Below are 24,498 nucleotides of genomic sequence, written 5' to 3'. Positions count from 1 at the left end.
CCACGCAGCGGCCACCCGTATGTGTGAAGCGCAGGTGGTCGTGTTGTTCGGGTGGAAGTGCGAAAACTAGCTTCCTCACCGGAGGTGACGCACGGATGACTGTCTGTGCCATCGAGATCACGACGAGGGCCCCGTTCACCATCGCCGCGGACGGGTCCTACGCGGCCCGGCTGGCCGGGGACGGCGAGGCGCGCTACCCGGAGCGCTGGACCTTGGCCGGGCCCGAGCCGTATGCGGTGCCGCTGCCGCTGGCCCAGCCGGAGGAGGCGGACAGCGAGGTGCTGGCGCTGGCCGACGGACGGGTGCTGATCCACCGCCGGGTCGCCGAGCGGCACGCGTTCGCCCTGCTCTACCCGACGGGCTGCCCGGGCGCGGGGCCGCGGACCGGGGAGCTGGTGCTGGGCGCGGTGGACCCCCGGTCGGGCGCGGACGGTGCGGAGGGCGTACGGGTGTCCCTGCTGCCGCCCTCCCCCGACGGGTACGGCGCCTTCGCCCTGGCCGCGTCCGACAGGGAGAGCACGGTCTGGCAGGTGGCCGGGGGTGCCTTCGGCCCGGTCGCCCGCGTGCCCGGCCGGTGCTCGGGGGGCGTCTGGCTGGACCGCACCGGGCGGATGCTGGCCCTGGACCGCAGCCTGGACGGCACCACCAAGGCCGTGGCGGTGGACCTGGGGCGCGGCGGCGAGGTCTCCCCGCTGCTCCAGATCGCGGAGGGCAGCGAGGACCGGCTGCTGCTGGCCGACCCCGACAGCGGGCTGCTGCTGATCCGCTCGGACGCTCCGGCCGCGGGCGAACCGCGCCTGGGATGGGGCGTGTTGGGGAGCTCGCTGCCGGTCCGGTTCCCGGAGTGCCTGCGGGGGGAGGCGGGGACACCGTTCGCGGTCCAGCCCGGGCAGGCCCTGATGCCGGAGACCTGCGGGGTCGCGCTCCGGCTGGAGGACGGCGGGATCGGGCTGTGGCGCCCCGCCGACCGGCACCTGTTCCGCCTCGGCGCGCCCGCCGGCTGGCTCGGCACCGGCCTGTGGAGCCCGCAGGGCCGCCTGCACCTCCCGTACGCCACGTCGGAGGTGCCCTGCGGGATCGCCGGGCTGACGCTGCCGGTGGCCCCGCCGCCGCCGGTGCGGCTGGACCCGCCGCCGGCCGCGCCCCGGCCGGTGCCACTGCAGCAGGCGCCGCTGTAGGGGTGTCGTAGCGGCAGCGGCCGGGGCAAGGCCCCGTCAGCGGCGTTCGAAGGCGAGGTCGCGGGCCGCGTCCAGCGCCGTCGCGACCGCGCCGAGCAGCACCGCGTCCTCCCCGAGCCCGCCGGGCACCACCTTCGGCCGCAGCGGGCCGAGGCTGCGCAGCGTCCGGCGGACGGTGGGCAGCAGCAGGTCGGCGCTGTGGCCGACGCCGCCGCCGAGGACGATGAGGTCGGGGTCGAGGACGGCGGACACCGTGGCGATGGCGTGGGCGAGGCGCTCGGCCTCGATCTCGACGGCCCGGGTGGCGGCCGGGTCGCCGGTGCGGGCGGCGTCGAAGACGTCCTTGGCGGTCAGCGGCCCGGTCATCCCGTGGGCACGGGCGGCCCGGACGACCGCGCCGGCCGCGACCGCGTCCTCCATGCTCTCGGGACCGCTCTCGGGACCGCCCTCGGGACCGCCCTCGGGCTCGGGCTGATGCCGGCCCGCCCAGGGCAGGAAGCCGATCTCGCCGGCCCCGCCGTGCGCGCCGGTGAACGGCCGACCCTCGCTGAGGATGCCCATGCCGAGGCCGGTGCCGATCATGAGGTACACGAAGAGGCGGCTGCCCGCGCCGACGCCGTACGTGTACTCGCCGAGCGCCGCCAGGTTGGCGTCGTTGCGCACCGCGACGGGCACCCCGAGCCCGTCCCCGATCCGGTCGAACAGCCCGGGACGGCTCCAGCCGGGCAACTGCCGGGCGTGGCGCACCCGGCGGGCCTCCGGATCGTAGACGCCGGGGGTGCCGACCACCGCCCGGGTGACCTTGCGCGGGTCGAGCGCGGAGTCGGCGACGAGCCGGCGGGCGGCGGTCACGGCGAGGTCGGCCATGCTGTTGGCGGTCCGGGCCTGGTTGCGTACGTCGGAGCGGGCCACGACGGTGCCGTCGAGGTCGGCGAGCGCCACCCGCAGCCAGCTGCGGCCGATGTCGACCCCGAGGGCGTAGCCGGCCGTCGGGTCGGGGGCGTAGAGCACGGCGACCCGGCCCCGCTCGGGGGCGTGCGTACCGGCTTCCCGGACCAGGCCCGCCTGTTCGAGGGCGGCGAGGGCGCTGGAGACGGTCGGCTTGGAGAGCCCGGTGTCCCGCGCGAGCTGCGCCCGCGAGGCGGCCCCGCCGACGCGCAGCCGCTCCCACAGCAGCCGCTCGTTGGCGCTGCGCTGCCGCTGCGGATTCCAGGGCAGCCCGCCCGCCTCGTCACTGCTGATCACGGCCCCATTCTCACCGTGCCATGCTCGGTCGGGTGACGACTTCCACCCGTACGGGCACCCGGCGGTGCTTCGATGCCGTGCTGTGCGACCTCGACAACGTGATCCGCTTCTACGACGCGAAGGCGCTCACCGCGCTGGAACGCGAGGCAGGAGTACCGGAAGGCACCACCACCCGGCTGGCGTTCGCCCCGGAGCGGGACGGACCGCTGCTGCTGGGCCGGATCACCCGCGGGCAGTGGACGGACTCCATCGCGGCGGGACTGCACGCCGAGGCGGGGCTGCCGGCGCAGCGGGCCCGGGAGTTGGCGACGGCGTTCGCCGAAGCCCCGTTCTCGGCGGACGAGGAAGTGGTCTCGCTGCTGCGCCGGGTCCGGGCAGCGGGGGTCGCCCTGGTCCTGGTGACGAACGCGACGCTGGAGCTGGAGGACGACCTGGCCTCGCTCGGGCTCACGGACCTGGCGGACCACGTCGTCAGCAGCGCCCGGGTGGGGGTGGCCAAGCCGGACCGGGAGATCTACGAGATCGCGGCGGCGCGTGCGGGCGCGCCGGCGGGGCGGTGCCTGTTCGTGGACGACCGGGCGGAGAACGTCGAGGCCGCCGTCGCGCTGGGGATGACCGGGGTGCACTACCGGGGCCCCGCCGATCTGCACGGACCGCTCGGGTCGCTGCTGAGCGCCTGAGTCCGCGGATCCGGCCCGGCGCTTGCGGTGCCGGGCCGGATCCGCAGGTCTGCCGCAGGGTGGGTCAGTCGTGCTTGAGGCCGAGGACCTCGGCCGCCGCGAAGGTCTCGTTCGCCGGGCGGGCGGCGTAGTGCGGGGTGAGGCGCTCGTCCAGCTCCTCGTAGGAGAAGGCCTCCTTCGAGGTGTCGAACTTCGCCGCCACCTTGGGGCGTTCCATCACGACCACGATCCCGCCGTGCACGACGAACAGCTGCCCGTTGGCCCTCGCCGAGGCCGGTGAGGCCAGGTAGCCGACCAGCGGCGAGACGTGCTCGGGGGCCAGCGGGTCGAGCTTGCCCTCCTCCGGGACCTGGAAGCCGGCGAAGACGTCCTCCGTCATGCGGGTCCGGGCGCGCGGGCAGATGGCGTTGGCCGTCACCCCGTACTTGGCCAGGGCCAGCGCCGTCGAGGTCGTCAGCCCCACGATGCCGCCCTTGGCGGCGGCGTAGTTCGGCTGGCCGGCGCTGCCGCCAAGGAAGGCCTCGGAGGAGGTGTTGATGATCCGGCCGTAGACGGGGCCGCCCGCCGCCTTCGACCGCTCGCGCCAGTGCGCGGAGGCGAAGTGGGTGGTGTTGAAGTGGCCCTTGAGGTGGACCCGTATCACCGAGTCCCATTCCTCCTCCGACATCGAGAAGATCATCCGGTCCCGGAGGATGCCCGCGTTGTTGACCAGGACGTCGAGCTTCCCGAAGCTGCCCACCGCCAGCTCGACCAGCTCGCGCGCCTGCTCGAAGTCGGCGACGTCCCCGAGGTGCGCCACCGCCTGCCCGCCCGCCGCGCGGATCTCCGCGGCCACCTCCTCCGCCGGGGCGGCCGACGCCTCGCCGGAGCCGTCGCGGCCGCTCTGGCCGAAGTCGTTGACGACGACGCTCGCGCCGAGCCGCGCCAGCTCGATCGCCTCGGCCCGGCCGAGTCCCCGGCCCGCGCCGGTGACGATGGCGCTGAGACCCTCAAGTGGCAGTGACATCTACCGGATTCCTCTCAGAGTTCGATGCAGGTGCGCAGGGCGACACCCGTGCGCATCTGGTCGAGGGCGTCGTTGATCTCGGCGAGCTGCACGCGGTGGGTGATCAGGCCCGCCAGGTCCACCCGGCCGGCCCGCCACAGCGCGATGGTGCGCTCGTACGAGCGCAGCACGTCCCCGCCCCCGTACATCGACGGCAGGATCTTCTTCTCGTCGAAGAACAGCGAGAACATGTTGACCGAGTAGGTGTCGTCGAGCGCGCCCGCGCCGACCACGACGACCGACCCGCCGCGCCGGGTCATCTCGTACGCGGTCTGCGTCGTCGCGGACTTGCCGACGACCTCGAAGACGTAGTCGAAGCCCTCGCCGGCCGTGATCCGGTTCTTGGCGTCGGCGAAGGCCTCGGGGGCCACCGCCTCCGTCGCCCCGAACCGCAGCGCCGCCTCGCGCCGCGAGGCCACCGGGTCCACGGCGATGATCTGCGCCGCGCCCTGCACCTTCGCACCCTGGATGACGGAGATCCCGACGCCGCCGCAGCCGATGACCGCCACCGAGGACCCGGCCTCCACCTTGGCGGTGTTGATCGCCGCGCCGAGGCCGGTGGTCACTCCGCAGCCGATCAGCGCGGCGATGTCGTACGGCAGGTCGTCGGGGATCGGGATGGCGCACGCGGCGGGCACCACCATCTCCTCCGAGAACGTGCCGGTGCCGGCGAAGCCGAAGACGTCGCCGCCCGCCCGCCGGAAGTTGGGCGTGGCCACGTTCCCGAAGGACTCCAGGCACAGGTGCCCCTGCCCGCGCTTGCAGGCGGGGCAGTGCCCGCAGGGCGGCAGCCAGCAGACGAGGACCCGGTCGCCGATCGCGTGCCCGGTGACCCCGTCGCCGACGTCGACGATATCGCCCGACCCCTCGTGGCCGGGGATGAACGGGGCGGGCTGCGGCAGCACGCCGTTCATCGCGGACAGGTCGGAGTGGCACAGGCCCGTCGCCCTGATGCGGATCCGGACCTTGCCGGGGCCGAAGCCCGCGGTCTCCATGTCGTCGACGACTTCCAGCTTGTCCTGGCCGATCTCGCTCTGCAGTGCTGCGCGCACGGTGCGGCTCCTTGAGGTCGTGTTACGCGTGTTCGACGACGGTGTCGGCGAGGACCGGCGCCTCGTCGCGTTCGACGGCGGTCACCGAGACCTGTACGCGGCCGGGCTCCTGCCACATCCGGATCCGCAGGGTCTCCCCGGGGAAGACGATCCCGGCGAAGCGCGTGCGGTAGGCGCGGACCCGGGAGACGTCACCGTCCAGGACGGTGTCGACGACGGCCTTGAGGGTCATCCCGTACGAGCACAGGCCGTGCAGGATGGGCCGGTCGAAGCCGGCAAGCTTGGCGAATTCGGGGTCGGCGTGCAGCGGGTTCCAGTCCCCCGAGAGCCGGTACAGCAGCGCCTGCTCCTCGCGGATGGGCCGGTCCTCGGTCCGGTCGGGGGCCCGCTCGGGCGGCTCCATCCGCTCGGAGGGCCCCCGGTCGCCGCCGAAGCCGCCTTCTCCCCGTACGAAGATCTGCGCGTCGCTGGTCCAGAGCGGGCCGTCGGCGTCCTCGACCTCCGAGCGGAGGACGATCACCGCCGCCTTGCCCTTGTCGTAGACGGCGGCGACCTTGGAGGTGGTGGTGGCCCGCCCCTTGACGGGGATGGGCCGGTGCAGCTCGATGGAGTGGCCGCCGTGCAGGACGGCGGCGAGGTTCACGTCGATCCCGGGTGCGGAGAGGCCGCCCAGCATGGCCATGCCGGCTCCGGCGACGGTCGCGAAGCTGGGGAGCACGTGGAGCTTGGACTCCAGGGTGTAGCGCAGCTCGTCGGGGTCGGTGGCGGGACGGCCTGCGCCGAGGCCGAGGTGGTAGAGCTGGATGTCCTTGTGGTCCCAGGCGATGTCCCCCCGGCGGGGGTCGGCGGCGAGGGCCTTGGCGGCATCGATCGGCATGAAGATGCTGCTCCTTGTTCGTGGAAGACCTCGGCGCGGCCGTCCGCACCGTCGGCCGCACCGAGGTCGCATACGGGCCGGTTCTAGAACGCGTTCTAGAACCGGTGAGGCCATGTATAACGCACCCCCCGGTACTTGGGAAGACTCCTGACTGCGCGTCAGAGCGCCTCCTCGACGCGCCGGGCCTAGGCTGGTGGAGTGGACGAAATGCCCGTGTACCACCGCCCCGCCAGGTCCCTGCGGGTGCTGCTGTCCCCGCCGAACGCGGCGCTGGCGCTCCGGCTGGGCCTCCAGCCCGACATCGAGGTGGTGGCCTCGGCACTGGCCCGTCCGGCGGTGGCGCTGGTCGAGGAGCTCACGTCGGTGACGGGCCTGCTGGCGGACGATCCGGAGTGCAGGGTGCTGGTGCTGACGGGTTCGGCGCATCCGGGGCTGCGGGACGCGGTGCTCGCCGCCGGTGCGGCGGGGCTGGTCCTGCGGGACGGCCCGCTGGAAGACCTGGCCGACGCCATCCGCCGAGCCTCCCGAGGCGAAACGGTCATCGACCCCTCCCTCACCTGACCCACCGCCGCCGGGATCGGTTCGGCCCGACGCCGCGGGCGGGAAGGTCCGATCGCCTGAGCGGCGCCGCTGCGGGGGCCGGCCCCCGAACCCCCGCGCCTCAAACGCCGGCTGGGCTGGATTTTGCGGGCCCGCGCCTCAAGGCATGACGGGCTGGATTGGTCGGCCCGTGCCTCCAGGCTGGGGCGGGATGGACTTTGGGGCCCGTGTCTCGGGATGAATTGCGGGGCAGCGGCTGGGCCGAGACATCGGCGGGTGGGGTGGGGACACTGCGGTGGTGAGTCGAGGATGAGCGGTCACCGCCGAGTCAGTCCGCGATCCCGCCAGGATCCGCGAGCCGAGACGAACTTCCGGAGTGGCACCGCCCCACCACCACACGCTCCCGAGCAACGACACCACACCCGGCAAAGCCCGCCCCGGCCCCCGAGGCCCCCCGCAACGACACCACAGCCCGCGAAGCCCGCCCCAGCCCCCGAGGCTCCCCGCAGCGACACCACACCCGGCGAAGCCCGATCCCGCGGAACGAGACCACCCCGGCGAAGCCCCCGCCCCCGGGCCGAGCCCCCCGCGCGGGAGCGCCCCGGCGGCCGCGGCCGGCCGCCGGAAGCCGGAAGCCGGAAGCCGGGCACCGTCACCGCCGCAAGAGCGTCACCACCGCCGCCCCGCCCAGCCCGATGTTGTGGGCGAGGCCCACCCCCGCCCCCGGCACCTGGCGAGGCCCCGCCTCGCCCCGCAGCTGCCACACCAGCTCCGCGGCCTGCGCCAGCCCCGTCGCCCCCAGCGGGTGCCCCTTCGAGATCAGCCCGCCGGACGGGTTGACCACCCACCGCCCCCCGTACGTCGTCGCCCCGCTCTCCACCAGCTTCCCGGCGGAGCCCTCCCCGCACATGCCCAGCGCCTCGTACGTCAGCAGCTCGTTGATGGAGAAGCAGTCGTGCAGCTCGATGACGTCCACGTCCTCGATGCCGAGCCCCGACGCCTCGTACACCGCCCGCGCCGCCGCCGTCGTCATCGGCTTGCCGACCACGTCGATGCAGGACCCCGACGCGAACGACGCCTCCGTGTCCGTGGTCATCGCCTGGGCGACGATCTCGACCGCCTTCGCGTGCAGCCCGTGCCGGACGAGGAACCGCTCCGAGACCACCACCGCCGCCGCCGCGCCGTCCGACGTCGGCGAGCACTGGAGCTTCGTCAGCGGGTCGTGGATGGTCTTCGCGGCGAGGACCTCCTCGACCCCGTACACGTCCTGGAACTGCGCGTTCGGGTTGTTCGCCGAGTGCCGGTGGTTCTTGGCGCCCACCGCCGCGAGCTGCGCGGCGGTGGTCCCGTACCGCTCCATGTGCTCGCGCGCCGCGTTCCCGAAGATCTGCGCGGTCGGCGGGGACATCTCGAAGCCGTGCCGCGCCGCCATGATCCCGTAGTGCCGGGCCACCGGCGAGGTCTTGAAGTCCGCGCCCGCGTCCGCCCCGCCGCCCAGCGCGCCGCGCTTCATCTTCTCGAAGCCCAGCGCGAGCACGCAGTCGCTGATCCCGCCCTCGACGAACTGCCGTGCCAGCATCAGCGCCGTCGACCCGGTCGCGCAGTTGTTGTTCACGTTGTAGACGGGGACCCCGCTCAGCCCCAGCTCGTACACCGCCCGCTGCCCGGCGGTGGAGGCCTGGAAGCAGTACCCCACCGGCACCTGCTCGACCAGGTCGTAGCCCACGCCCGCGTCCGCGAGCGCCGCGGCCCCGGCCTCCTCGGCCATGTCCCAGTACTGCCAGTCCCTCGACTCCGGCTTCTCGAACTTCGTCATGCCGACGCCCACGATGTACGACTTCATGCGAGACAACTCCCTCTCCTCCGGTCGGTCAGTCCCTGGGAAGGCCGAGGATCCGCTCGGCGACGACGTTGAGCTGCACCTGCGTGGTGCCTCCGGCGATGGTCAGGCAGCGGGACATGAGCATTCCGTGTACCGCCTGCTCCCCCGCCCCCTCCCGTACCGCGCCCGCCGGGCCCAGCAGTTCGAGGGCGAGCTCGGCGGTGCGCTGCTGGTGGGGGGTCTGGACGAGCTTGCGTACGGAGGCCCCGGCGCCCGGCTCCAGCCCGGACACCTGCTGGAGCGTGGTGCGCAGTCCGATGCAGGCGAGGGCGTGCGCCTCGGCGGCGAGCGCCCCGATGCGCGCCCGGTAGGCGCCGTCGAGCTCCGCGGACCGCGCGATCAGCGCCTCCAGTCCGGTGCTGAAGCTCATTTGGTCGGCCATGTGGACGCGTTCGTTCCCGAGGGTGTTGCGGGCCACCTTCCAGCCGCCGTCGGCGGCGCCGACCAGGGCGTCCGCCGGCAGCAGCACGTCGTCGAGGTACACCTCGTTGAAGAGGGCCTCGCCGGTGATCTCCTTCAGCGGCCGGACCTCGATCCCGGGGGTCCGCATGTCGACGATGAAGTACCCGAGCCCCTTGTGCTTGGGGGCGTCGGGGTCCGTGCGGGCGAGCAGGATCCCGAAGTCGGCGCTCTGCGCGGAACTCGTCCAGACCTTCTGCCCGTTGATCCGCCAGGACCCGTCCTCGCCGGTCCGTTCGGCCCTGGTCCGCAGCGAGGCCAGGTCCGAGCCCGCGTCCGGCTCCGAGAAGAGCTGGCACCAGGTCGTGTCCCCGCGCAGGGTCGGCAGCAGGTAGCGCTCCTTCTGCTCCGCCGTCCCGTAGACGAGGAGCGAGGGCACCACCCAGGTGGCGATCCCGAGGTCGGCGAGCCTGACGCCGGCCGCCGCCAGCTCCTGCTGGACGACGAGCTGCTCCACGGCCCCGGCACCGAGCCCGTAGGGCGCCGGGAGGTACGGCGCGGCGTAGCCGGTGGGCGCGAGGCGCCGCCGGGCGGCGGCCGGGTCGAGACCGCGGGCCTCCGCCACGGCGGCGCGGGCCCCGGCCCGGTACGCCTCGGCCTCCGCCGGCAGTTCGAGCCGCAGCTCCCGCCGGGCTCCGGCCGCCGCGAGCCGCACGGCCCGGGCGCGGTGCGCGTCGCCGGGGCCGAGCAGCTGCCTGGCGACGAGCGCCCGGCGCAGGTAGCGGTGGGCGTCGTGCTCCCAGGTGAAGCCGATCCCGCCGAGCACCTGGATGCAGTCCTTGGCGCACGAGTAGGCGGCGTCGAGCGCGGTGGCGGCGGCCAGTGCGGCCGTCAGCGAGCGCACCGGCGGGGGCTCGTCCATCGCCTGGGCGGCGTCCCAGGCCAGGGCCCTGGCCTGTTCCAGGCGGAGCAGCATGTCGGCGCACAGGTGCTTGACGGCCTGGAACTGCCCGATGGGCCGGCCGAACTGCTCGCGCACCTTCGCGTACTCGGTGGCGGTGTGCAGCGCCCAGGCGGCGGTGCCGCAGGCATCGGCGGCGAACAGCGCGCAGGCCAGGTCCCGGACCAGGGCCTCGTCCAGGTCGAGGAGCCGGCCGGGCGCGACGGCGGTCCCGCGCGCCCGTACCTCGGCGGTGGGCCGGGTGGGGTCGGCGCTCTCGTGCGTACGGATCTCCAGCGCGGCGGCGTCCACGGCGAACCAGTACGTGCCGTGCGCGGCCTCGGCGGCGAGCAGCACGAGGTCGGCCTCCCCGGCGCCGAGCACCGGCGGCGCGGTTCCGTCGAGCAGGTACCCGCCGCCCTCGACGGCGACGGCCGTCAGGTCCCCGGGCCCGAGCGCGACGGCCCCGATACGGGCGCCCTCGGCCAGTGCGGCGGCCAGGTCCCCGGCCCCGGCCCGGTGGAGCAGGACGGAGGCGAGCGCGCTGGGCAGGTACGGCCCGGGCAGCCCGGCCCGACCCGCCTCCTCCGCCACGACGGCGAGGTCCAGCAGGCTTCCGCCCTCCAGGTGGGGGGCGAGCAGCCCGGCGGCGGCCAGTCCGTCCCAGTACACGGGCCGCGCTCCGGTCCGGGGCGGGGTGTCGAGCAGTTTGCGCACCTCCTCGGGGGACATGGCCCGCGCCGCCCAGCCGCGCACGGCCTGGGCCAACTCCCTCTGTTCCTGCGTGATTCCGATGCCCATACGGATCCTGCCGCCTCGTCGCCCGGTCCGGTCGGTCGCCGGTCAGACTAGAACACGTTCCATTCTGACGGAAGGTCAGATGCACGACCCCGCCGAACCGGACCGAGGCCGAACCTCCAAGGGCTGGCCGGAAATCGCTCTGGATCCCCTCCGGTCCAAATGATCGAATCTGGGCGCCGCCTCCACCCCCGACGGAACGGAAATCACCCGTGAAATGTCTCACCTATCTCGACGTGAACGAGCAATTCGCCCACCGCATCGAGAAGGAGGTCAGGGCCGCCCTGGCCCGGCTCGACGCATTACCCTCACACACCCCCGTCACCGCACACGGGCCCGGCGCCACGGAAAGCGCCGTCACCAAACTCCTGCACCACCAGAAAATGCGGCACCCGCTGGCGGTCCTCCCGATGCTGGTGCACGCCACCGAGACGGGGCGCCTCGAACCGGCCCTCCCGCTGTCCGCCGTACACCTGCTGTGGTGGACCTCCGCCTGCTACCTCGACGACCTGGCCGACGGCCACGGCACCGCCGCCTCTCCCGGCTTCAGCCAGAGCGAGGGCCTGCTCGCCTCCCTGATCAGCGGAACCGTGCTCCCGATCCGCATCGTCCAGTCGCTGCCGGTGCCGGACGCCGTACGCCTCCGGCTGACCGCCGAGATCGCCACCGGCTGGGCCGTCGGGACCGAGGGCCAGCTGGGCGACATCAACGGGATCGCCGAACACGCCACCCGCGACACCGTCGTCACCGCCTATCGCGGCAAATCCGGCGGCCCCTACGCGATGGTCACGGCCATGGCCGCGATCCTTTCCGGAGCGGCCGAGGAAAGCGTGGAGCAGTGGCGGGAGTTCGGACATCTCTTCGGAATTCTGTGGCAGCTCTTCAACGACCAGGAGGACATCCTCACCGGCCGCAACGAAGACCTCGCCAACGGCACCGTGACCTATCTGCTCAGCTGCGCCCTCGAACAGGCCCCCACACCGCGCCGCCGGGAACACCTCCTCGGGCGCTGCGCCGCCGCACGGCATTCCAGACAGGCCCGGTCGGAGCTGGCTCGTCTCCTGCTCGCGCCCGACGTCCTCCACCGCTACGGCACCGACCTCGACGCCTTCCGCACCTCGGCCCACCGCCTCCTCGACGAGCTCGGCGGCGACGACACGTACCGCCGGTGCCTGCACCACCTCGTCGACCACGCGGCCCGGCTGCTCCTCCACCCGGACCTGGCGCCGGCCCCCCTGGCGGTCCCGGCCTCCGCGTAGGACGGCGGCCGAGTGCGGCTCAGCGCTGCCAGGCCGCAGCCAGCGCCGTCCGGGCGAGGTCCTTGGCGTCCTGTTCGCAGGACGCCCCCGGATGCCGGTCGGCGGCGACATTCACGTGGACGGTGACGTTGTGGTCGCGGACGGCGAGAGCGCAGGCGGTGGAGGATCCGCCGTCCACCCAGTAGGCCTCGTCGCCGGCACCCAGGCCGGTCTCCCGCCTGTTGCCGCCCCACTCGGCACGGAAGCGGCGCTGCTGCTCGGCGACCGCGTTCTCCAAGCCCCAGCCGCTCAGCAGCAGGTCCCACCGGACCACCTCGGACGGCGGCGCGGACGGCCCGGAGGCGTGCCAGGTGCAGACCGTCTGTGCGTCGTACGCCGTCTTCTCGTGGCGGTCCTCCGCCACGGTCCGCCCGGGCGGCAGCCACCTCGCCATCTCCCCGCAGCCGCGCAGCCCCGTGTACCCGTAGAAGGCGGCGGACGCGGACGCCGACGGGCTCGCGGACCCGGATGCCCGCCCCTTCGCGGACGGGGACCCGCCTCCGCCGTCGGGCCACAAAGTCGCGGCGATGCCCAGGAGCCCGGCCACCACCACGGCCGCGGCAGCCCACCCCGCCCGACGCCACGAGCGCCGGGCCGTCGGCGGGTCAGGGTCCGGCGGCTGCGGCTCCGCGCCCGGCTCACGAGGCCGCTCGGGCTCCGGCTCCGGTCCCGGCTCGGGCTCGGGCCCCGGCTCCGGCTCCGGCTCCGGCTCTGGCTCCGGCTCCGGCTCCGGCGCGGGGGCTTCGCCGCCGAGCAGCCGGTCGATGTCCCTGCGCTGCGCGGCGATCATCCCGTACACCCCGCGCGGCCACGGCCGGCCGGTCGGCGGGAGCGGACCGAGCAGCTCCAGCACCTGTGCGGGGGTCGGCCGGGCCGCCGGATCCTTGGCCAGGCACCGCCCGACCAGGGGCCGCAGCCCGGCCGGGACGGCGCCGAGATCGGGTTCGGCATGCACCACGTCGTACAGGGTCTGGAGGGTGGACGCCGCGGCGAACGGGCTGCGGCCCGTCGCCGCCATCACCAGCACCGAGCCCAGCGAGAACACGTCGCCGGCCCGGGTGGGCTCCCTGCTCTCGGCCTGTTCCGGGGACATGTAAGCGGGCGAGCCCACGATCCAGCCGGCCCGGGTGACACCGGTGCTGCCCCGGCCCTCAACGGCCCGCGCGATGCCGAAGTCGACGACCCGTACGCCGTCCTCGGCGAGCAGCACGTTGTCCGGCTTGAGGTCCCGGTGGACCAGCCCCCTGCCGTGGATCTCCGCCAGCGCCGAGGCGAGCCCCGCCGCGAGGCGGCGCAGGAGCCCCTCGTCCAGCACCCCGACCGTCTCCACGGCGGCCCCCAGCGACGGCCCGGCCATGAACACGGAGGCGAGCCAGGGCGTGGGGGCGTCCGCGTCCGCGTCGATCACGGCCGCGGTGTAGGCACCGGACACCCGGCGCGAGGCCTCCACCTCGCGCCGGAACCGGGCGCGGAACCCGTCGTCGTGGGCGAACTGCTCGTGCACCTGCTTGACGGCGACGAGCCGCCCGTCCGGCCCGGCCCCCAGCAGCACGCGGCCCATGCCGCCCTCCCCGAGGACGCCGACCGTCCGGAACGGCCCGACGCGCTCGGGATCGGAGGGCCTTGGGCGCTGCACCCTTAGACGGTCCTCACGAACGCGGAGAACGCGGCGGGGCTGACGGTGAAGACGGGCCCGTCGGGGTTCTTGGAATCCCGCACCGCGACCAGGCAGGGCTGGGCGGCGACCTCGACGCACTGGCCGCCGGTGTCACCGCTGTACGAGGACTTACGCCACACCGTGCCCGTCATGTGCTGGATGGTGTCCATAACGCTCCTCCATTACGCGGGCGATCCGCGCCGCCGAGTCCTCCACGGAGAGGGCGGCGGCCTGGAGGTGATCGTAACGGAGCGAACCCTCCCTGAGGGCCTGCGGATTGGCCGTCATATGGCCCTGGACGAAGTCCTCGGTGTAGACGATGTCCGGATCGTCGTCGAACCGCAGGAGGTTGAACGAACCCATCAGCCCCGCGTGGGCGCCCGCCTCGAACGGCAGGATCTGCACCTGCACCCACTCTCGGCTCCGCAGGGCCAGCAGATGGGCGAGCTGGTCCCGCATGACCGCCGGGCCGCCGATCTCCTGGTGCAGCACGGCCTCGCTCATCACCACCCACATCAAGGGCGGGTGCTCGCGGTCGAGTACCCGCTGCCGCTCGATGCGGGCGGCCACCTTCGCGTCGAGGTCCCCTTCGGTCCGCAGACCCAAGACGGCCCGCGCATACGCCTCCGTCTGCAGCAGACCATCCACCAGCTGCGCCTGGAAGGTGGAGATGTACGCGGCCCGCGCCTCCATCTCCGCGTACGCCTGGAACCACGTCGGCAACTGGCTGCGCAGCACCAGCCCCACCAGCCGGGAGAACGTCCCGTCCGTCCCGAGCGCCGCGTCCACCCGCTCCGAGAAGTCCCGGGTCGGGACTCTCCTCGTCGTCTCGACCTGGCCGATCAGCGAGCCCGTACAGAAGACGATCTTCCCGAGCTCTGCCTGTTTCAGCCCGGCGTCCTCCCGAAGGCGGCGCAGTTCCGAGCCGTAGTAGTCCAGCGGGGAGGCGCTGGGATCGAGATCACGGATGGTGCCCACGAACGATCACCCCAAGTCCGAGCCGTACGGCGTCCGTTTGGTCCGTTGCCGAGCGTAGGCACACCGCCGCAGTCCGGTGACCCGAATCCCCTAACGGGCTACGCGACACGGTGCGGGGATCATCGGGGGCGGCGTGCCCCGGGGCCGCCGCTGCCGACCCGGTCGGACGCCAGCGCGTTCCGCTGCCACCCCGGGCACGGGCCGTACCAGCCGGTAAGGCAGCATGGCCGCACGCCGCACGCGGCGCACCGCACACCGCACGCCCACCCACCCCACCTGCATGCCGGAGGCACCATGGCCACCCCCAAGCCCGAGACACTCGCCGCCTTCGAGGCCGCCAAGGGGTTCATGCCCGTACGCGAGGGGCTCGCGCTGTACGAGGCCGCCGCCGGGGCGGGGCGCCTCGGGCTGCCGCTGCTGGAGGTCGGCACGTACTGCGGGCGCTCCACGCTCCTGCTGGCCGACGCCGCCCGCGAGGCGGGGGTCGCCGCGCTCACCGTCGACCACCACCGGGGCAGCGAGGAGCAGCAGCCCGGCTGGGAGTACCACGACCCGTCCGTCGTGGACCCCGAGGTCGGCCTGATGGACACCCTGCCGACCTTCCGCCGCACCCTGCACAAGGCGGGACTGGAGGAGCACGTCATCGCGATCGTGGGCCGCTCCCCGCAGGTCGCCGCGGCCTGGGGCGGCCCGCTCGGCTTCGTCTTCATCGACGGCGGCCACACCGACGAGCACGCCACCGGCGACTACGAGGGGTGGGTCCCGCACCTCGCCGAGGGCGGCACGCTCGTCATCCACGACGTGTTCCCCGACCCGGCCGACGGCGGGCAGGCCCCGTACCGCATCTACCTGCGCGCGCTGGCCTCCGGGGCCTTCGAGGAGGTCTCCGTGACCGACTCGCTGCGGGTCCTGCGCCGCACCGGCCCGGGGCTCTAGCCGCTCCGGGGCGGGCTTATCGACGGATTAGCACACCACGCCCCCGGATGGACCACTGTCCGCGCCCGCGCCGAGCACTCGGCATAGCATCGCGGCGTGCGCTACGACGACAGCCCCCCACCGCCCGCGCCCGCCGCCCCGGCCAGCCCGGATCGGCGATGGTTCGCACGCCGCTCCGCGTTCGCCGTCGGGACCGCCGTGCTCGCTCCGACCCTGCTCGCAGGCTGGGTCCTCGTCCAGGTCACCACCGGAGCGGGCGCGGACGACGCGCGGCCGCCCCGGATCGTGATGCCGGCCGCCACCCCCACGGAGGGCCCGAGCACCATGCCGAGCCCCTCCGCCAAGAACCCGCTCGCCGGCCGGACCGTGGTCGTCGACCCCGGTCACAACACCGGCAACTTCCAGCACAGCAAGGAAATCAACCAGCTGGTGGACATCGGCACCAACCGCAAGGAGTGCGACGCCACCGGTACCTCGACCAACTCCGGCTACAAGGAAGCCGAGTTCACCCTCGACGTCTCACGCAGGCTGCGCACCGCCCTGGAGGCCAAGGGCCTCAAGGTGGTGTTCACCCATGACGGCGAGCGCCCCTGGGGCCCCTGCATCACCGAACGCGCGCGCATCGGCAACGAGGCGAAGGCCGACGCCGTGGTCTCCGTCCACGCGGACGGGGTCTCCGAGGGCAGCCGCGGCTACCACGTCATCCTCCCCGCCAAGGTCAAGGCCGGCGCCGCGGACACCGCGGACATCGTCGGACCGTCCCGGGTGCTCGGCGAGCGGATCGCCGCGAACTTCGCCCGGACCACCGGAACCTCACCCGCCAACTACCTCGGCGGCGGTACCGGTTTGGTCGTCCGCGACGACCTCGGCGGACTCAATCTCTCGACCCGGCCCAAGGTGTTCGTCGAATGCGGCAACATGCGTGACTCCAAGGACGCGGCGCTGCTGACGAGTCCGGAGTGGCGGCAGAAGGCGGCCCAGGGCATCGCGGACGGCATCGTAGGCTTCTTGGGCGGGTAGTCCCCCTGGGACAGCCTGCCGCCCCGATCATCTCGGCCGCGGGGAACCTCCGTACCATGGTCCCGCCCGCCCCGCTCCTGCACGTGCGACCGCGGCACCACGAGACGACCGAGACCGAGAAGGACACCTAAGACGTGAACATCCGCTCCCTCACTCGAGGCGACGGCGTGGTGATCGGAGCAGCGGCGCTGCTGTTCATCGCCTCGTTCCTCGATTTCTACTCCGCGACCGGCATCGACATGCCGAGCGCGTGGGACACCGACGTCTACCGTCTGGCGCTTCCCACGATCTTCCTGCTCGGCTTCATCGCTGCCGGTCTGCTGATCGCGGCCCGGTTCAAGCCGGAAGGCCCCAAGCTCGCGGGGCTGCCGCTGTCGGCGTGGGGGACGGTGCTCGCGGTGGCGGCCGCCTGGTCGGCCCTGTGGTCGATGATCACCAGCCCGAGCGGCGCCGACCTCGGCGCCGGCTGCATCCTCGCGTTCCTCGCCACCCTCGCGCTGGCCGGGGTGGCCGTCGCCGGCGCGAAGGTCCCGGCGCTCGCCGGCCAGCTGGTCCCCGAGCCGAAGCCCGCCGCCACGCCGTACGGGGGCCAGCCCGGCACCGGCTACGGCTACCCCGGCGGCCAGCAGCCCCAGCCGTACGGCACCACCCCGCAGCCGACCCCGCCGTACGGCGGCGGCACCCCGGCTCCGGGCCCGCAGGACGCGGCGCCCGCCCCGGCGGCGGACTTCACCCCGTTCTGGTTCGCGGTGCCGGTGGCCCGTCCCCTCTTCGGTGAGGACGGCTCCCCGACCCCGATCGCCGAACTCGCCCCGGGCACCTGGTACCTGGCCGTCGACCAGCGCGGTCCGTCCACGCTGATCGCCCAGACCCAGGACGGCCGCCGCGGCGTCCTGAACGACACCTCGGGCATCCAGCGCGGCTGATCCCGCCCGCGCCCGAACGGCCCCCGCCTCCCTGCGAGGCGGGGGCCGTTCGCCTTCCCGCGCCGTTCGCCCTTCCCGGCGCGGGGACCGGTGCCCTACAGTCACCTGACGGCTCGTCAGGTACGGCTCACGGCATCGCGGAGGGGACCGCCCATGCGCCTCGGACTCGCACTCGGCTACTGGGGCCGCGGCCCCCACCCCGGCCACCTCGACCTCGCCACCGAGGCGGAACGCCTCGGCTACGACTCCGTGTGGACCGCCGAGGCCTGGGGCTCCGACGCCTTCACCCCGCTCACCTGGATCGCCGCGCACACCTCGCGGATCCGCCTGGGCACCGCCATCGCGCAGATGGCCGCCCGCACCCCCACCGCCACCGCCATGCACGCCCTCACCCTCGACCACCTCTCGGGCGGCCGCATGATGCTGGGCCTCGGGCTGTCCGGCCCACAGGTGGTGGAGGGCTGGTACGGGCGCCCGTTCCCCGCGAGCCCGCTCACCGCCACCCGCGAGTATGTCGACGTCATCCGCCAAGTACTGCGCCGCGAAGCCCCCGTGACGCTCGACGGGCGCTTCCACAGCCACCCCTACCGCGGCGAGGACGGCACCGGAATCGGCAAACCGCTCAAGCCCATCACCCACCCGCTGCGCGCGGACCTGCCCCTCCTGCTCGGCGCCGAAGGGCCGAAGAACATCGCCCAGACCACCCGCATCGCCGACGGCTGGCTCCCCCTGTACTGGTCACCGATGCGCACCGACGTCTACCAGGCCGCCCTGACCGGCCTCCCCGAGGGTTTCATGATCGCCCCGATGGCCCGGGCCAAGGTCTGCGACGACGTCGCCGAGGGCCTGCTCCCGGTCAAGGTGATGCTCGGCTTCTACATCGGCGGCATGGGCCACGCCGCCCGCAACTTCCACGCCGACCTGATGGCCCGCATGGGTTACGAGGAGGAGGCGCGCCGCATCCAGGAACTGTTCCTCGCCGGCCGCAAGGAGGAGGCCGTCCTCGCCGTCCCGGACGCCTTCGCCGACGAGATCTCCCTGGTCGGCCCCCGCGAACGCATCGCCGAACGCCTGGAGCTCTGGCGCAAGGGCCCGGTCACGGACCTGCTCGTCACCGCCCCCGACCCGCACACCCTGCGCGTCCTGGCGGAGCTCAACGCCTAGGACTCCGGGTCGGACGGGGTTACGGCGCCTTCCCGCTCCTCCTGCGGTACGGCCGCCAGCAGCTCCCGCAGGTCCAGCGGCATGACCGCGATCTCCATGCTCGCGCCGTCCCCGTACACACAGGTCACGATCCGCGAGCCGGGATTGATGGACATCCCCTCCCACACCGACGGCGCCCGCACCGCCGTGGCCCGGCCCTGCGGCAGCGGCACCGGCGCGCCGCGCCCCGGAACCCACCGGGCCCCGCCGGGGCCCTCGTACACCCGCCCGGCCCGCCAGCGGCCCTCCCCGGCCGGCTGCCGCACCATGCACGGGATCCCGGAAACGGGCCCGGTGGCCGTGCGCCGCCCGTGTCGACGGCGCACGAACCACCCGGCCCCGGCCGCCAAGGCGGCGGCCGCACACATGACTCCGAACTCGCTCACGCGACCATTGAACAGGCCGCCCGGGCTATCCGCCCAGCTGGGAGGCGCTCGGCACCTTGTCGGTCACCTCGGCGCCCGCGCTCTTGCCGGCGTCCTTGACGCCGCTGATGACGTCGTCGAAGGAGGTGATGTCCGCGTCGTTCGCGTCACCCTTGCGCAGTTTGCTGCCGAGGCCCTTCAGCGATTCGATGCCCGCCGTCAGCGGGGCCACCGCCTTCGAGAGCAGCGGATCGGCCTTGGCGTTGGCGGCGGCCGCCTTCAGCCGGTTGTAGGCGAAGGCCCCTGCGAGGCCCGCCTTGATGAGCGCGAAGGTACGGCCCTTCGCCCCCTTCTTGAACTTGCCCGCCTTGTACGGCTTGATGATCCACTGGTACGTCGCACCGGCCGCAAGGCCCGCGTTGGCGACGAACCGCGTCTTGGCGAACTTCTGCCGCTCGGCGGACGTGCTCGGCGTGGGCTCGGCCGCCCGGGCTTCGGCCTCCTCGGCCGCGATCCGGAGGGCAACGGCCTCCTCGGACGCGGTCACGGACTGGGAGACGTCCTCGCGGCTGCTCCGGTCACCGGAGCCGCCGCCGCAGCCGGTGCCACCGGCGACCAGCGCGGTGGACAGGAGCAGCGCCGTGAGGGCGCGACGGACACGTACGGTTCTGGGTATGGACACGGTTTCCTCCGGGGAGTGAGGTGTCCATCGCAGCCTCACCCCCGGCCCGAAACTGCGCCACTTGGGGGACCCGTTCGGGTTTGCGGCGCACCGGCGCGGCAAGACGCGTGACATGCGCACACACACCCGAGTACACGCCAGAGGAAGCGGCCAGGCCGCCCGGGGCGTCGCCTTGGTCGCGGACGTACTGGCCTTCGTGATCGTCCTGTGGATCGTGCTGTACCTGCTGGACGCCAACCGGTCCAACGGCCTGGTGGACTTCGTCCACGACGCCGCGACCTGGCTGGCGACCTGGTCCTACGACCTGTTCACCTTCAGCACCGAATGGGTCCAGGTGGTCGTCGGCTACGGCCTGGCGGCCGTGGTCTACCTGTTCGTCGGACACCTGGTGGCGGGCTGGCTCCACCGCCGCTGACCACCGCGGAACGCGGGCAGGCCGCCGTCCCCGGCGGCCTGCCCGAACATGATCCGGAAGGCGGGCCCTACGCCCCCGGGACGGCGCAGCAGTCCGGCTCCAGCCCGGACGGCAGGGCCTGCGCCCCGAACACCGCCCCGGTGGCCTCGTCCCCGCCCAGCGCGGCCACGGCCAGCAGCAGCGAACCGGCGGTCCACGTCGTCTGCTCCACGGGCCACACCGCCTTGTCCTCGAAGACGTACCCCGTCCAGTACATGCCGTTCTCGGCCCGCAGGTGCGTGATCGACCGCAGCACGTCCAGCGCCCGGTCCGACTCCCCCACCGCCCACAGCGCGAGCGCCAGCTCGCAGGACTCGCCGCCCGTCACCCACGGGTTCGGCAGCACGCACCGCACCCCGAGCCCGGGAACCACGAACTCCTCCCACCGCCCGTCGATCCGCGCCTTCGCCTCCGCGCCGGACAGCGCCCCGCCCAGCACCGGGTAGTACCAGTCCATCGAGTACCGGGACTTGTCCAGGAAGCGCTCCGGGTGCCGCCGTATCGCGTGCCCCAGCGCGCCCGCCGCCAGCTCCCAGTCCGGCTGCGGCTCCTCGCGGTGCTCGGCGATCGCCAGCGCGCACCGCAGGGCCTGGTGGATCGACGAGGAACCGGTCAGCAGGGCGTCTGTGACCGCGGTGCCGTCCGCCTCCCGCTTCCAGCCGATCTCGCCGCCGGGCTGCTGCAGGGCGAGGACGAACTCGATCGCCGCGTAGACGGTCGGCCACATGCGGTCCAGGAACGGATCGTCACCGGTGGCCAGGTAGTGGTGCCAGACCCCGACCGCGATGTACGCGACGAAGTTGCTCTCCCGGCTCGCATCCTGCGGCTCGGCGGTGTCCACCCCCTCCGGCCGGTCGGCATAGGCCGCGTACCAGGAGCCGTCCGGGTTCTGGTGCCGGGCCAGCCATTCGTACGCCCGCTCCGCCGCCTCGTGCTCGCCCGCCGCGTCCAGCGCCATCGCGGCCTCGGTGTGGTCCCACGGGTCCAGGTGGTGGCCCCGGAACCACGGTATGGCCCCGTCGGAGCGCTGCGCCGCGAGGATCCCGGCCACCGTCGCGGCGGCCTCCTCGGCGGTCAGGACGCCGTCCAGGATCAGGCGTTCCGTACGCCCGGGCGAACTCACTGCGCCGCGCCGACGGGAAGGTGCGGCTTGGTCGCGTACGCCACGAAGCTCTTGCCGATCACCGGGTTGAGCGCCTGCTCCGCCAGCCGCGTGGCGAGGGGCTTCTTCATGATGTCCCAGACCAGCAGCTTGTGGTACGCGCGCACCGGCAGCGCCTTGTCGTTGTCGACGCCGAAGGCGCACTTGAGCCACCAGTACGGCGAGTGCAGCCCGTGCGCGTGGTGCGTGCCGTACGGGCGCAGGCCCGCGGCCTTCATCTTGCCGAGCAGCTCGTCCGCCTTGTAGATGCGGATGTGGCCGCCCTCGACCTCGTGGTACGCGTCGCTCAGCGCCCAGCAGATCTTCTCCGGGCCGTAGCGCGGCACGGTGATCGCGATGCGGCCGCCCGGCTTGAGGACGCGGACCATCTCCGCGAGCACGCCCTTGTCGTCGTGGATGTGCTCCATCACCTCGGAGATGATGACCACGTCGAAGGACTCGTCGGGGAAGGGCAGGGCCAGCGCGTCACCCTCCATGGCGGTGGCGGTGGCGCCGGCCGGGGCCTCGCCGGCTTCCTTCATCGCGGCGAACCACTTGGCGACCTCGCGGATCTCCTCGCCGTTGCGGTCGACCGCGACGACCTGGGCGCCGCGCCGGTAGCACTCGAAGGCGTGCCGGCCTGCGCCGCAGCCCAGGTCGAGTACGCGGTCGCCTGCGGCGAGCGGGAACCGGGAGAAATCGACGGTCAGCACGGGGTCCTGCCTTCGCAGTCGCGGGGGTGGAGGGGGGAGTACGGGAGGTGGAAGAAGAGGGGTGCGGGGGGTGGTCGGAGCGGAGCGTCACCGCACGCGGCGGCTGCGGGCGGCCGCCTGCTGCGCGATGGCCGCGCGGTAGTGCGCGGCGGTGCCCTCGGCGGCTCTGGCCCACGTGAAGCGGGCCAGTACCCGCTCCCGCCCGGCGGCGCCCAGGCGGGCCCGCAGCAGCGGGTCGCCCAGCATCCGGCCCAGCGCGGCGGCCAGCGCCCCGGCATCGCCCGGCGGCACCGCGAGGCAGGTCTCCCCGTCGGGCCCGGAGACCTCGGGGATGGCGCCGCCGGTGGTGGCGACCAGCGGCGTGCCGGTGGCCATGGCCTCGGCGGCGGGCAGCGAGAACCCCTCGTACAGCGAGGGCACACAGGCGACCTGGGCGCTGCGCACGAGGTCGACGAGCTCGGCGTCGGTGATGCCCTTGACGAAGCGGACCGCGTCCTGGAGCCCGTACGACTCGATGGCCTTGGCCACCGGTCCCTCCTCGGCGCGCTTGCCGACCACGACCAGGTGGGCGTCGGGCTGCTCGGTCCGCAGCTTCGCGAGCGCCTCGACGAGGTGCACGAGCCCCTTCAGCGGGACGTCGGCGCTGGAGGTGGTCACGATCCGCCCCGGCACCTCGGCGACGGACGGGTCCGGCGACCACAGGTCGGTGTCGGCGCCGATGTGCACGACGTGGATGCGCTCGTCGCGCACGCCCAGGTGCTCGGCGATCTCCTGCTTGGAGGACCCGGAGACCGTCAGCACGGACGGCAGCCGGCGGGCGACCCGCCCCTGCATGCGCGTGAAGGCGTACCAACGCCGGACGGAGACCCGCTTCTTGCGGTCCTTCGCGGCGTCGAGGTCGAGGCGGCGGTCGACGGTGATGGGGTGGTGGATGGTGGTGACCAGCGGGGCGCCGAGGTCGGCGAGCAGTCCGTAGCCGAGGGTCTGGTTGTCGTGGACCACGTCGAACTGGCCCGCGCGGGCCGCCAGGTGCCGGCGGGCCCGCAGCGAGAAGGTCAGCGGCTCGGGGAACCCTCCGGTCCACATCGTGGCGACCTCAAGGGCGTCGATCCAGTCCCGGTACTCGTCGCGCTTCGGGGTGCGGAACGGATCGGGCTGGCGGTAGAGGTCCAGACTCGGCAGCTCGGTGAGCGTGGCGCCGGTGTCGAGGACGGGGTACGGCTGCGCGCCGATGACCTCGACGGAGTGCCCGAGCCGGACGAGCTCGCGCGAGAGGTGCCGGACGTACACGCCCTGGCCGCCGCAGAACGGGTTCCCCTTATACGTGAGGAGCGCGATGCGCAGCGGGCGGTCGCCGTCGGTGGCGGCCCCCGCGAAAGGGCTCGTCACCATGGCCTCAGCGGTCACTCTCGGCCCCCTTCTCCCTGCACTTTTCGCCGGAGCGTAACCGCTCGGATAATGTAGAACAAGTTTCAGACTTGATCCGTTGATGACCATTGAATCTACCGGCCGGAAACTACACCGTAAGAGGTGGAGCAGGTGATTCGCGCCACGGCCGCGGCGCCTGCCATGCTGGGCCGGGATCAAGCTCGGAGCGGCCCGGGAAGCAGCACCGCCACGACACGGAACGCATGGAACGGGGCACATGACAGCGGAAGCGAAGGCCGTCACCACGCCGACGTCCCCTCCCCTGACGGAGCGCCAGGAGGCGCGGCGGCGCCGGATCCTGCACGCCAGCGCCCAGCTGGCCGGGCGGGGCGGTTTCGACGCCGTCCAGATGCGGGAGGTCGCCGAGGCGGCCGGCGTCGCCCTGGGCACCCTGTACCGCTACTTCCCGTCCAAGGTGCACCTGCTCGTCGCCACCATGCAGGACCAGCTCCAGCACATGCACACCACCCTGCGCAAGCGGCCCCCGGCGGCGGAGGACCCGGCGGCCCGGGTCGCGGAAACGCTGATGCGCGCGTTCCGCGCGCTGCAGCGCGAACCGCACCTCGCCGACGCGATGGTCCGCGCCCTGACCTTCGCGGACCGCAGCGTGAGCCCCGAGGTGGACACGGTGTCGCGCCTGACCACGGCCATCATCCTGGACGCCATGGGCCTGGACGCCCCGCCCACGGCGGAACAGCTCTCGGCGGTCCGGGTGATCGAACACACCTGGCACTCGGCACTGATCACCTGGCTCTCGGGCCGCGCGTCCATCGCCCAAGTCAAGATCGACATCGAAACGGTCTGCCGCCTCATCGACCTCACGTCCCCACCCCGAGAAACGGCCTGAACCGACGGGTGGGGTGGGGCGGAGACGGGATCCCCGCATGCGGTGCCGGAAGGCAGGGCGGGGGCTTCGGTGGTCGGGATGCCCGCACCCGGGGTCGGAGGGAGTCCGGGGGCGTCCCGTCAGTCGACTGTCCTTCCGTGTCGGTCCGGGCCGTCAAGGGCGCTCCGTCGGCGGGGGGCGTCGGGGTGGCCGTGGGCCCCCCCTGTGCGCCCGG

General features: G+C 73.5%; 24 protein-coding genes. 10 read left to right on the top strand and 14 right to left on the bottom strand.

What is annotated here, in order from left to right; translation table 11 throughout:
• Window positions 1-95: 95 nt before the first annotated feature.
• A complete protein-coding gene (locus AB0B01_RS16165; protein WP_361718469.1) occupies window positions 96-1,178 on the top strand; it encodes a hypothetical protein in 1,083 nt (360 codons plus the stop codon).
• A 36-nt stretch (window positions 1,179-1,214) separates the two neighbouring features.
• On the opposite strand, the gene AB0B01_RS16160 is transcribed toward AB0B01_RS16165, so the two are convergent.
• Window positions 1,215-2,423: an ROK family transcriptional regulator gene (locus AB0B01_RS16160; protein WP_361718466.1), complete on the bottom strand. Its 1,209-nt coding sequence runs from the start codon at window positions 2,421-2,423 to the stop codon at window positions 1,215-1,217.
• Between the two features lie 32 nt (window positions 2,424-2,455).
• Here AB0B01_RS16160 and AB0B01_RS16155 point away from each other — a divergent pair, with 32 nt between their 5' ends.
• Entirely contained in the window at window positions 2,456-3,103 is a 648-nt protein-coding gene (locus AB0B01_RS16155) for an HAD-IA family hydrolase (RefSeq protein ID WP_361718463.1), read from the top strand.
• 64 nt (window positions 3,104-3,167) lie between these two features.
• On the opposite strand, the gene AB0B01_RS16150 is transcribed toward AB0B01_RS16155, so the two are convergent.
• The 3 genes from AB0B01_RS16150 to AB0B01_RS16140 are packed head-to-tail and all read right to left on the bottom strand — an operon-like array spanning window position 3,168 to window position 6,077.
• Window positions 3,168-4,109, bottom strand: coding sequence for a 3-oxoacyl-ACP reductase (locus AB0B01_RS16150; protein ID WP_361718460.1), 942 nt, complete (start codon window positions 4,107-4,109; stop codon window positions 3,168-3,170).
• 14 nt (window positions 4,110-4,123) lie between these two features.
• Window positions 4,124-5,200 carry a Zn-dependent alcohol dehydrogenase gene (locus tag AB0B01_RS16145; RefSeq protein WP_361718457.1) on the bottom strand — a complete coding sequence of 359 codons (1,077 nt, stop codon included), beginning with the start codon at window positions 5,198-5,200 and terminating at the stop codon, window positions 4,124-4,126.
• 22 nt (window positions 5,201-5,222) lie between these two features.
• Window positions 5,223-6,077 (bottom strand): MaoC/PaaZ C-terminal domain-containing protein, encoded by an 855-nt coding sequence (locus tag AB0B01_RS16140; protein WP_361718454.1) that lies wholly within the window; start codon window positions 6,075-6,077, stop codon window positions 5,223-5,225.
• A gap of 207 nt (window positions 6,078-6,284) precedes the next feature.
• On the opposite strand from AB0B01_RS16140, the gene AB0B01_RS16135 reads away from it, so the two are divergent.
• Entirely contained in the window at window positions 6,285-6,638 is a 354-nt protein-coding gene (locus tag AB0B01_RS16135; RefSeq protein ID WP_361718646.1) for a DNA-binding response regulator, read from the top strand.
• Between the two features lie 631 nt (window positions 6,639-7,269).
• Here the strand turns inward: AB0B01_RS16135 and AB0B01_RS16130 are convergent.
• Both AB0B01_RS16130 and AB0B01_RS16125 read right to left on the bottom strand, forming a co-directional pair.
• Window positions 7,270-8,460 carry a lipid-transfer protein gene (locus AB0B01_RS16130; protein WP_361718451.1) on the bottom strand — a complete coding sequence of 397 codons (1,191 nt, stop codon included), beginning with the start codon at window positions 8,458-8,460 and terminating at the stop codon, window positions 7,270-7,272.
• 28 nt (window positions 8,461-8,488) lie between these two features.
• Window positions 8,489-10,639, bottom strand: coding sequence for an acyl-CoA dehydrogenase (locus AB0B01_RS16125; protein WP_361718448.1), 2,151 nt, complete (start codon window positions 10,637-10,639; stop codon window positions 8,489-8,491).
• Window positions 10,640-10,848: 209 nt separating this feature from the next.
• Here AB0B01_RS16125 and AB0B01_RS16120 point away from each other — a divergent pair, with 209 nt between their 5' ends.
• Entirely contained in the window at window positions 10,849-11,895 is a 1,047-nt protein-coding gene (locus AB0B01_RS16120) for a polyprenyl synthetase family protein (protein ID WP_361718445.1), read from the top strand.
• Between the two features lie 19 nt (window positions 11,896-11,914).
• Here the strand turns inward: AB0B01_RS16120 and AB0B01_RS16115 are convergent, their stop codons facing one another.
• From AB0B01_RS16115 to AB0B01_RS16105, 3 genes are read right to left on the bottom strand one after another with little or no spacing between them, the layout of a single operon-like run.
• Window positions 11,915-13,570: a serine/threonine-protein kinase gene (locus AB0B01_RS16115; RefSeq protein WP_361718442.1), complete on the bottom strand. Its 1,656-nt coding sequence runs from the start codon at window positions 13,568-13,570 to the stop codon at window positions 11,915-11,917.
• 2 nt (window positions 13,571-13,572) lie between these two features.
• Window positions 13,573-13,743 (bottom strand): DUF397 domain-containing protein, encoded by a 171-nt coding sequence (locus AB0B01_RS16110; protein ID WP_361718439.1) that lies wholly within the window; start codon window positions 13,741-13,743, stop codon window positions 13,573-13,575.
• Complete coding sequence (locus AB0B01_RS16105; RefSeq protein ID WP_361718436.1) at window positions 13,721-14,569, bottom strand: helix-turn-helix transcriptional regulator; 849 nt, start codon at window positions 14,567-14,569, stop codon at window positions 13,721-13,723. Before AB0B01_RS16105 ends, AB0B01_RS16110 begins: the two co-directional genes overlap by 23 nt.
• Before the next feature lie 294 nt (window positions 14,570-14,863).
• Here AB0B01_RS16105 and AB0B01_RS16100 point away from each other — a divergent pair, with 294 nt between their 5' ends.
• The 4 genes from AB0B01_RS16100 (at window position 14,864) to AB0B01_RS16085 (ending at window position 18,615) form a co-directional block, all read left to right on the top strand.
• On the top strand, window positions 14,864-15,505 hold the full coding sequence (locus tag AB0B01_RS16100; RefSeq protein WP_361718433.1) for a class I SAM-dependent methyltransferase: 642 nt from the start codon (window positions 14,864-14,866) through the stop codon (window positions 15,503-15,505).
• Window positions 15,506-15,601: 96 nt separating this feature from the next.
• Window positions 15,602-16,525, top strand: a complete 924-nt coding sequence (locus AB0B01_RS16095) for an N-acetylmuramoyl-L-alanine amidase (RefSeq protein ID WP_361718430.1) — start codon at window positions 15,602-15,604, stop codon at window positions 16,523-16,525.
• A gap of 134 nt (window positions 16,526-16,659) precedes the next feature.
• Entirely contained in the window at window positions 16,660-17,451 is a 792-nt protein-coding gene (locus AB0B01_RS16090) for a hypothetical protein (protein WP_361718427.1), read from the top strand.
• A 153-nt stretch (window positions 17,452-17,604) separates the two neighbouring features.
• Window positions 17,605-18,615, top strand: a complete 1,011-nt coding sequence (locus AB0B01_RS16085; protein WP_361718424.1) for an LLM class F420-dependent oxidoreductase — start codon at window positions 17,605-17,607, stop codon at window positions 18,613-18,615.
• Here the strand turns inward: AB0B01_RS16085 and AB0B01_RS16080 are convergent.
• Window positions 18,612-19,040: a hypothetical protein gene (locus tag AB0B01_RS16080; RefSeq protein ID WP_361718421.1), complete on the bottom strand. Its 429-nt coding sequence runs from the start codon at window positions 19,038-19,040 to the stop codon at window positions 18,612-18,614. The genes AB0B01_RS16085 and AB0B01_RS16080 overlap by 4 nt on opposite strands.
• 25 nt (window positions 19,041-19,065) lie before the next feature.
• Window positions 19,066-19,695, bottom strand: coding sequence for a hypothetical protein (locus AB0B01_RS16075; protein WP_361718643.1), 630 nt, complete (start codon window positions 19,693-19,695; stop codon window positions 19,066-19,068).
• Between the two features lie 118 nt (window positions 19,696-19,813).
• On the opposite strand from AB0B01_RS16075, the gene AB0B01_RS16070 reads away from it, so the two are divergent.
• Entirely contained in the window at window positions 19,814-20,116 is a 303-nt protein-coding gene (locus tag AB0B01_RS16070; RefSeq protein WP_361718418.1) for a hypothetical protein, read from the top strand.
• A gap of 67 nt (window positions 20,117-20,183) precedes the next feature.
• Here the strand turns inward: AB0B01_RS16070 and AB0B01_RS16065 are convergent, their stop codons facing one another.
• The 3 genes from AB0B01_RS16065 to AB0B01_RS16055 all read right to left on the bottom strand — a co-directional run bounded on the left by AB0B01_RS16065 (window position 20,184) and on the right by AB0B01_RS16055 (window position 23,416).
• Window positions 20,184-21,278 carry a prenyltransferase gene (locus AB0B01_RS16065; protein ID WP_361718415.1) on the bottom strand — a complete coding sequence of 365 codons (1,095 nt, stop codon included), beginning with the start codon at window positions 21,276-21,278 and terminating at the stop codon, window positions 20,184-20,186.
• Window positions 21,275-22,009: a class I SAM-dependent methyltransferase gene (locus tag AB0B01_RS16060; protein ID WP_356853662.1), complete on the bottom strand. Its 735-nt coding sequence runs from the start codon at window positions 22,007-22,009 to the stop codon at window positions 21,275-21,277. The genes AB0B01_RS16065 and AB0B01_RS16060 overlap by 4 nt, the downstream gene beginning before the upstream one ends.
• An 87-nt stretch (window positions 22,010-22,096) precedes the next feature.
• Window positions 22,097-23,416, bottom strand: coding sequence for a glycosyltransferase family 4 protein (locus tag AB0B01_RS16055; protein ID WP_361718412.1), 1,320 nt, complete (start codon window positions 23,414-23,416; stop codon window positions 22,097-22,099).
• Window positions 23,417-23,654: 238 nt separating this feature from the next.
• Between AB0B01_RS16055 and AB0B01_RS16050 the strand changes: the two genes are divergently transcribed.
• Window positions 23,655-24,284 carry a TetR family transcriptional regulator gene (locus AB0B01_RS16050; protein ID WP_361718409.1) on the top strand — a complete coding sequence of 210 codons (630 nt, stop codon included), beginning with the start codon at window positions 23,655-23,657 and terminating at the stop codon, window positions 24,282-24,284.
• The last annotated feature ends 214 nt before the right edge of the window (window positions 24,285-24,498 follow it).

Origin of the sequence: Streptomyces sp. NPDC044571, assembly GCF_040647115.1 — a bacterium.
Taxonomy (GTDB): Bacteria; Actinomycetota; Actinomycetes; order Streptomycetales; family Streptomycetaceae; genus Streptomyces.
The sequence above is the reverse complement of the archived record's forward strand: the minus strand, read 5'-3'. Positions and strand labels throughout refer to the sequence as shown.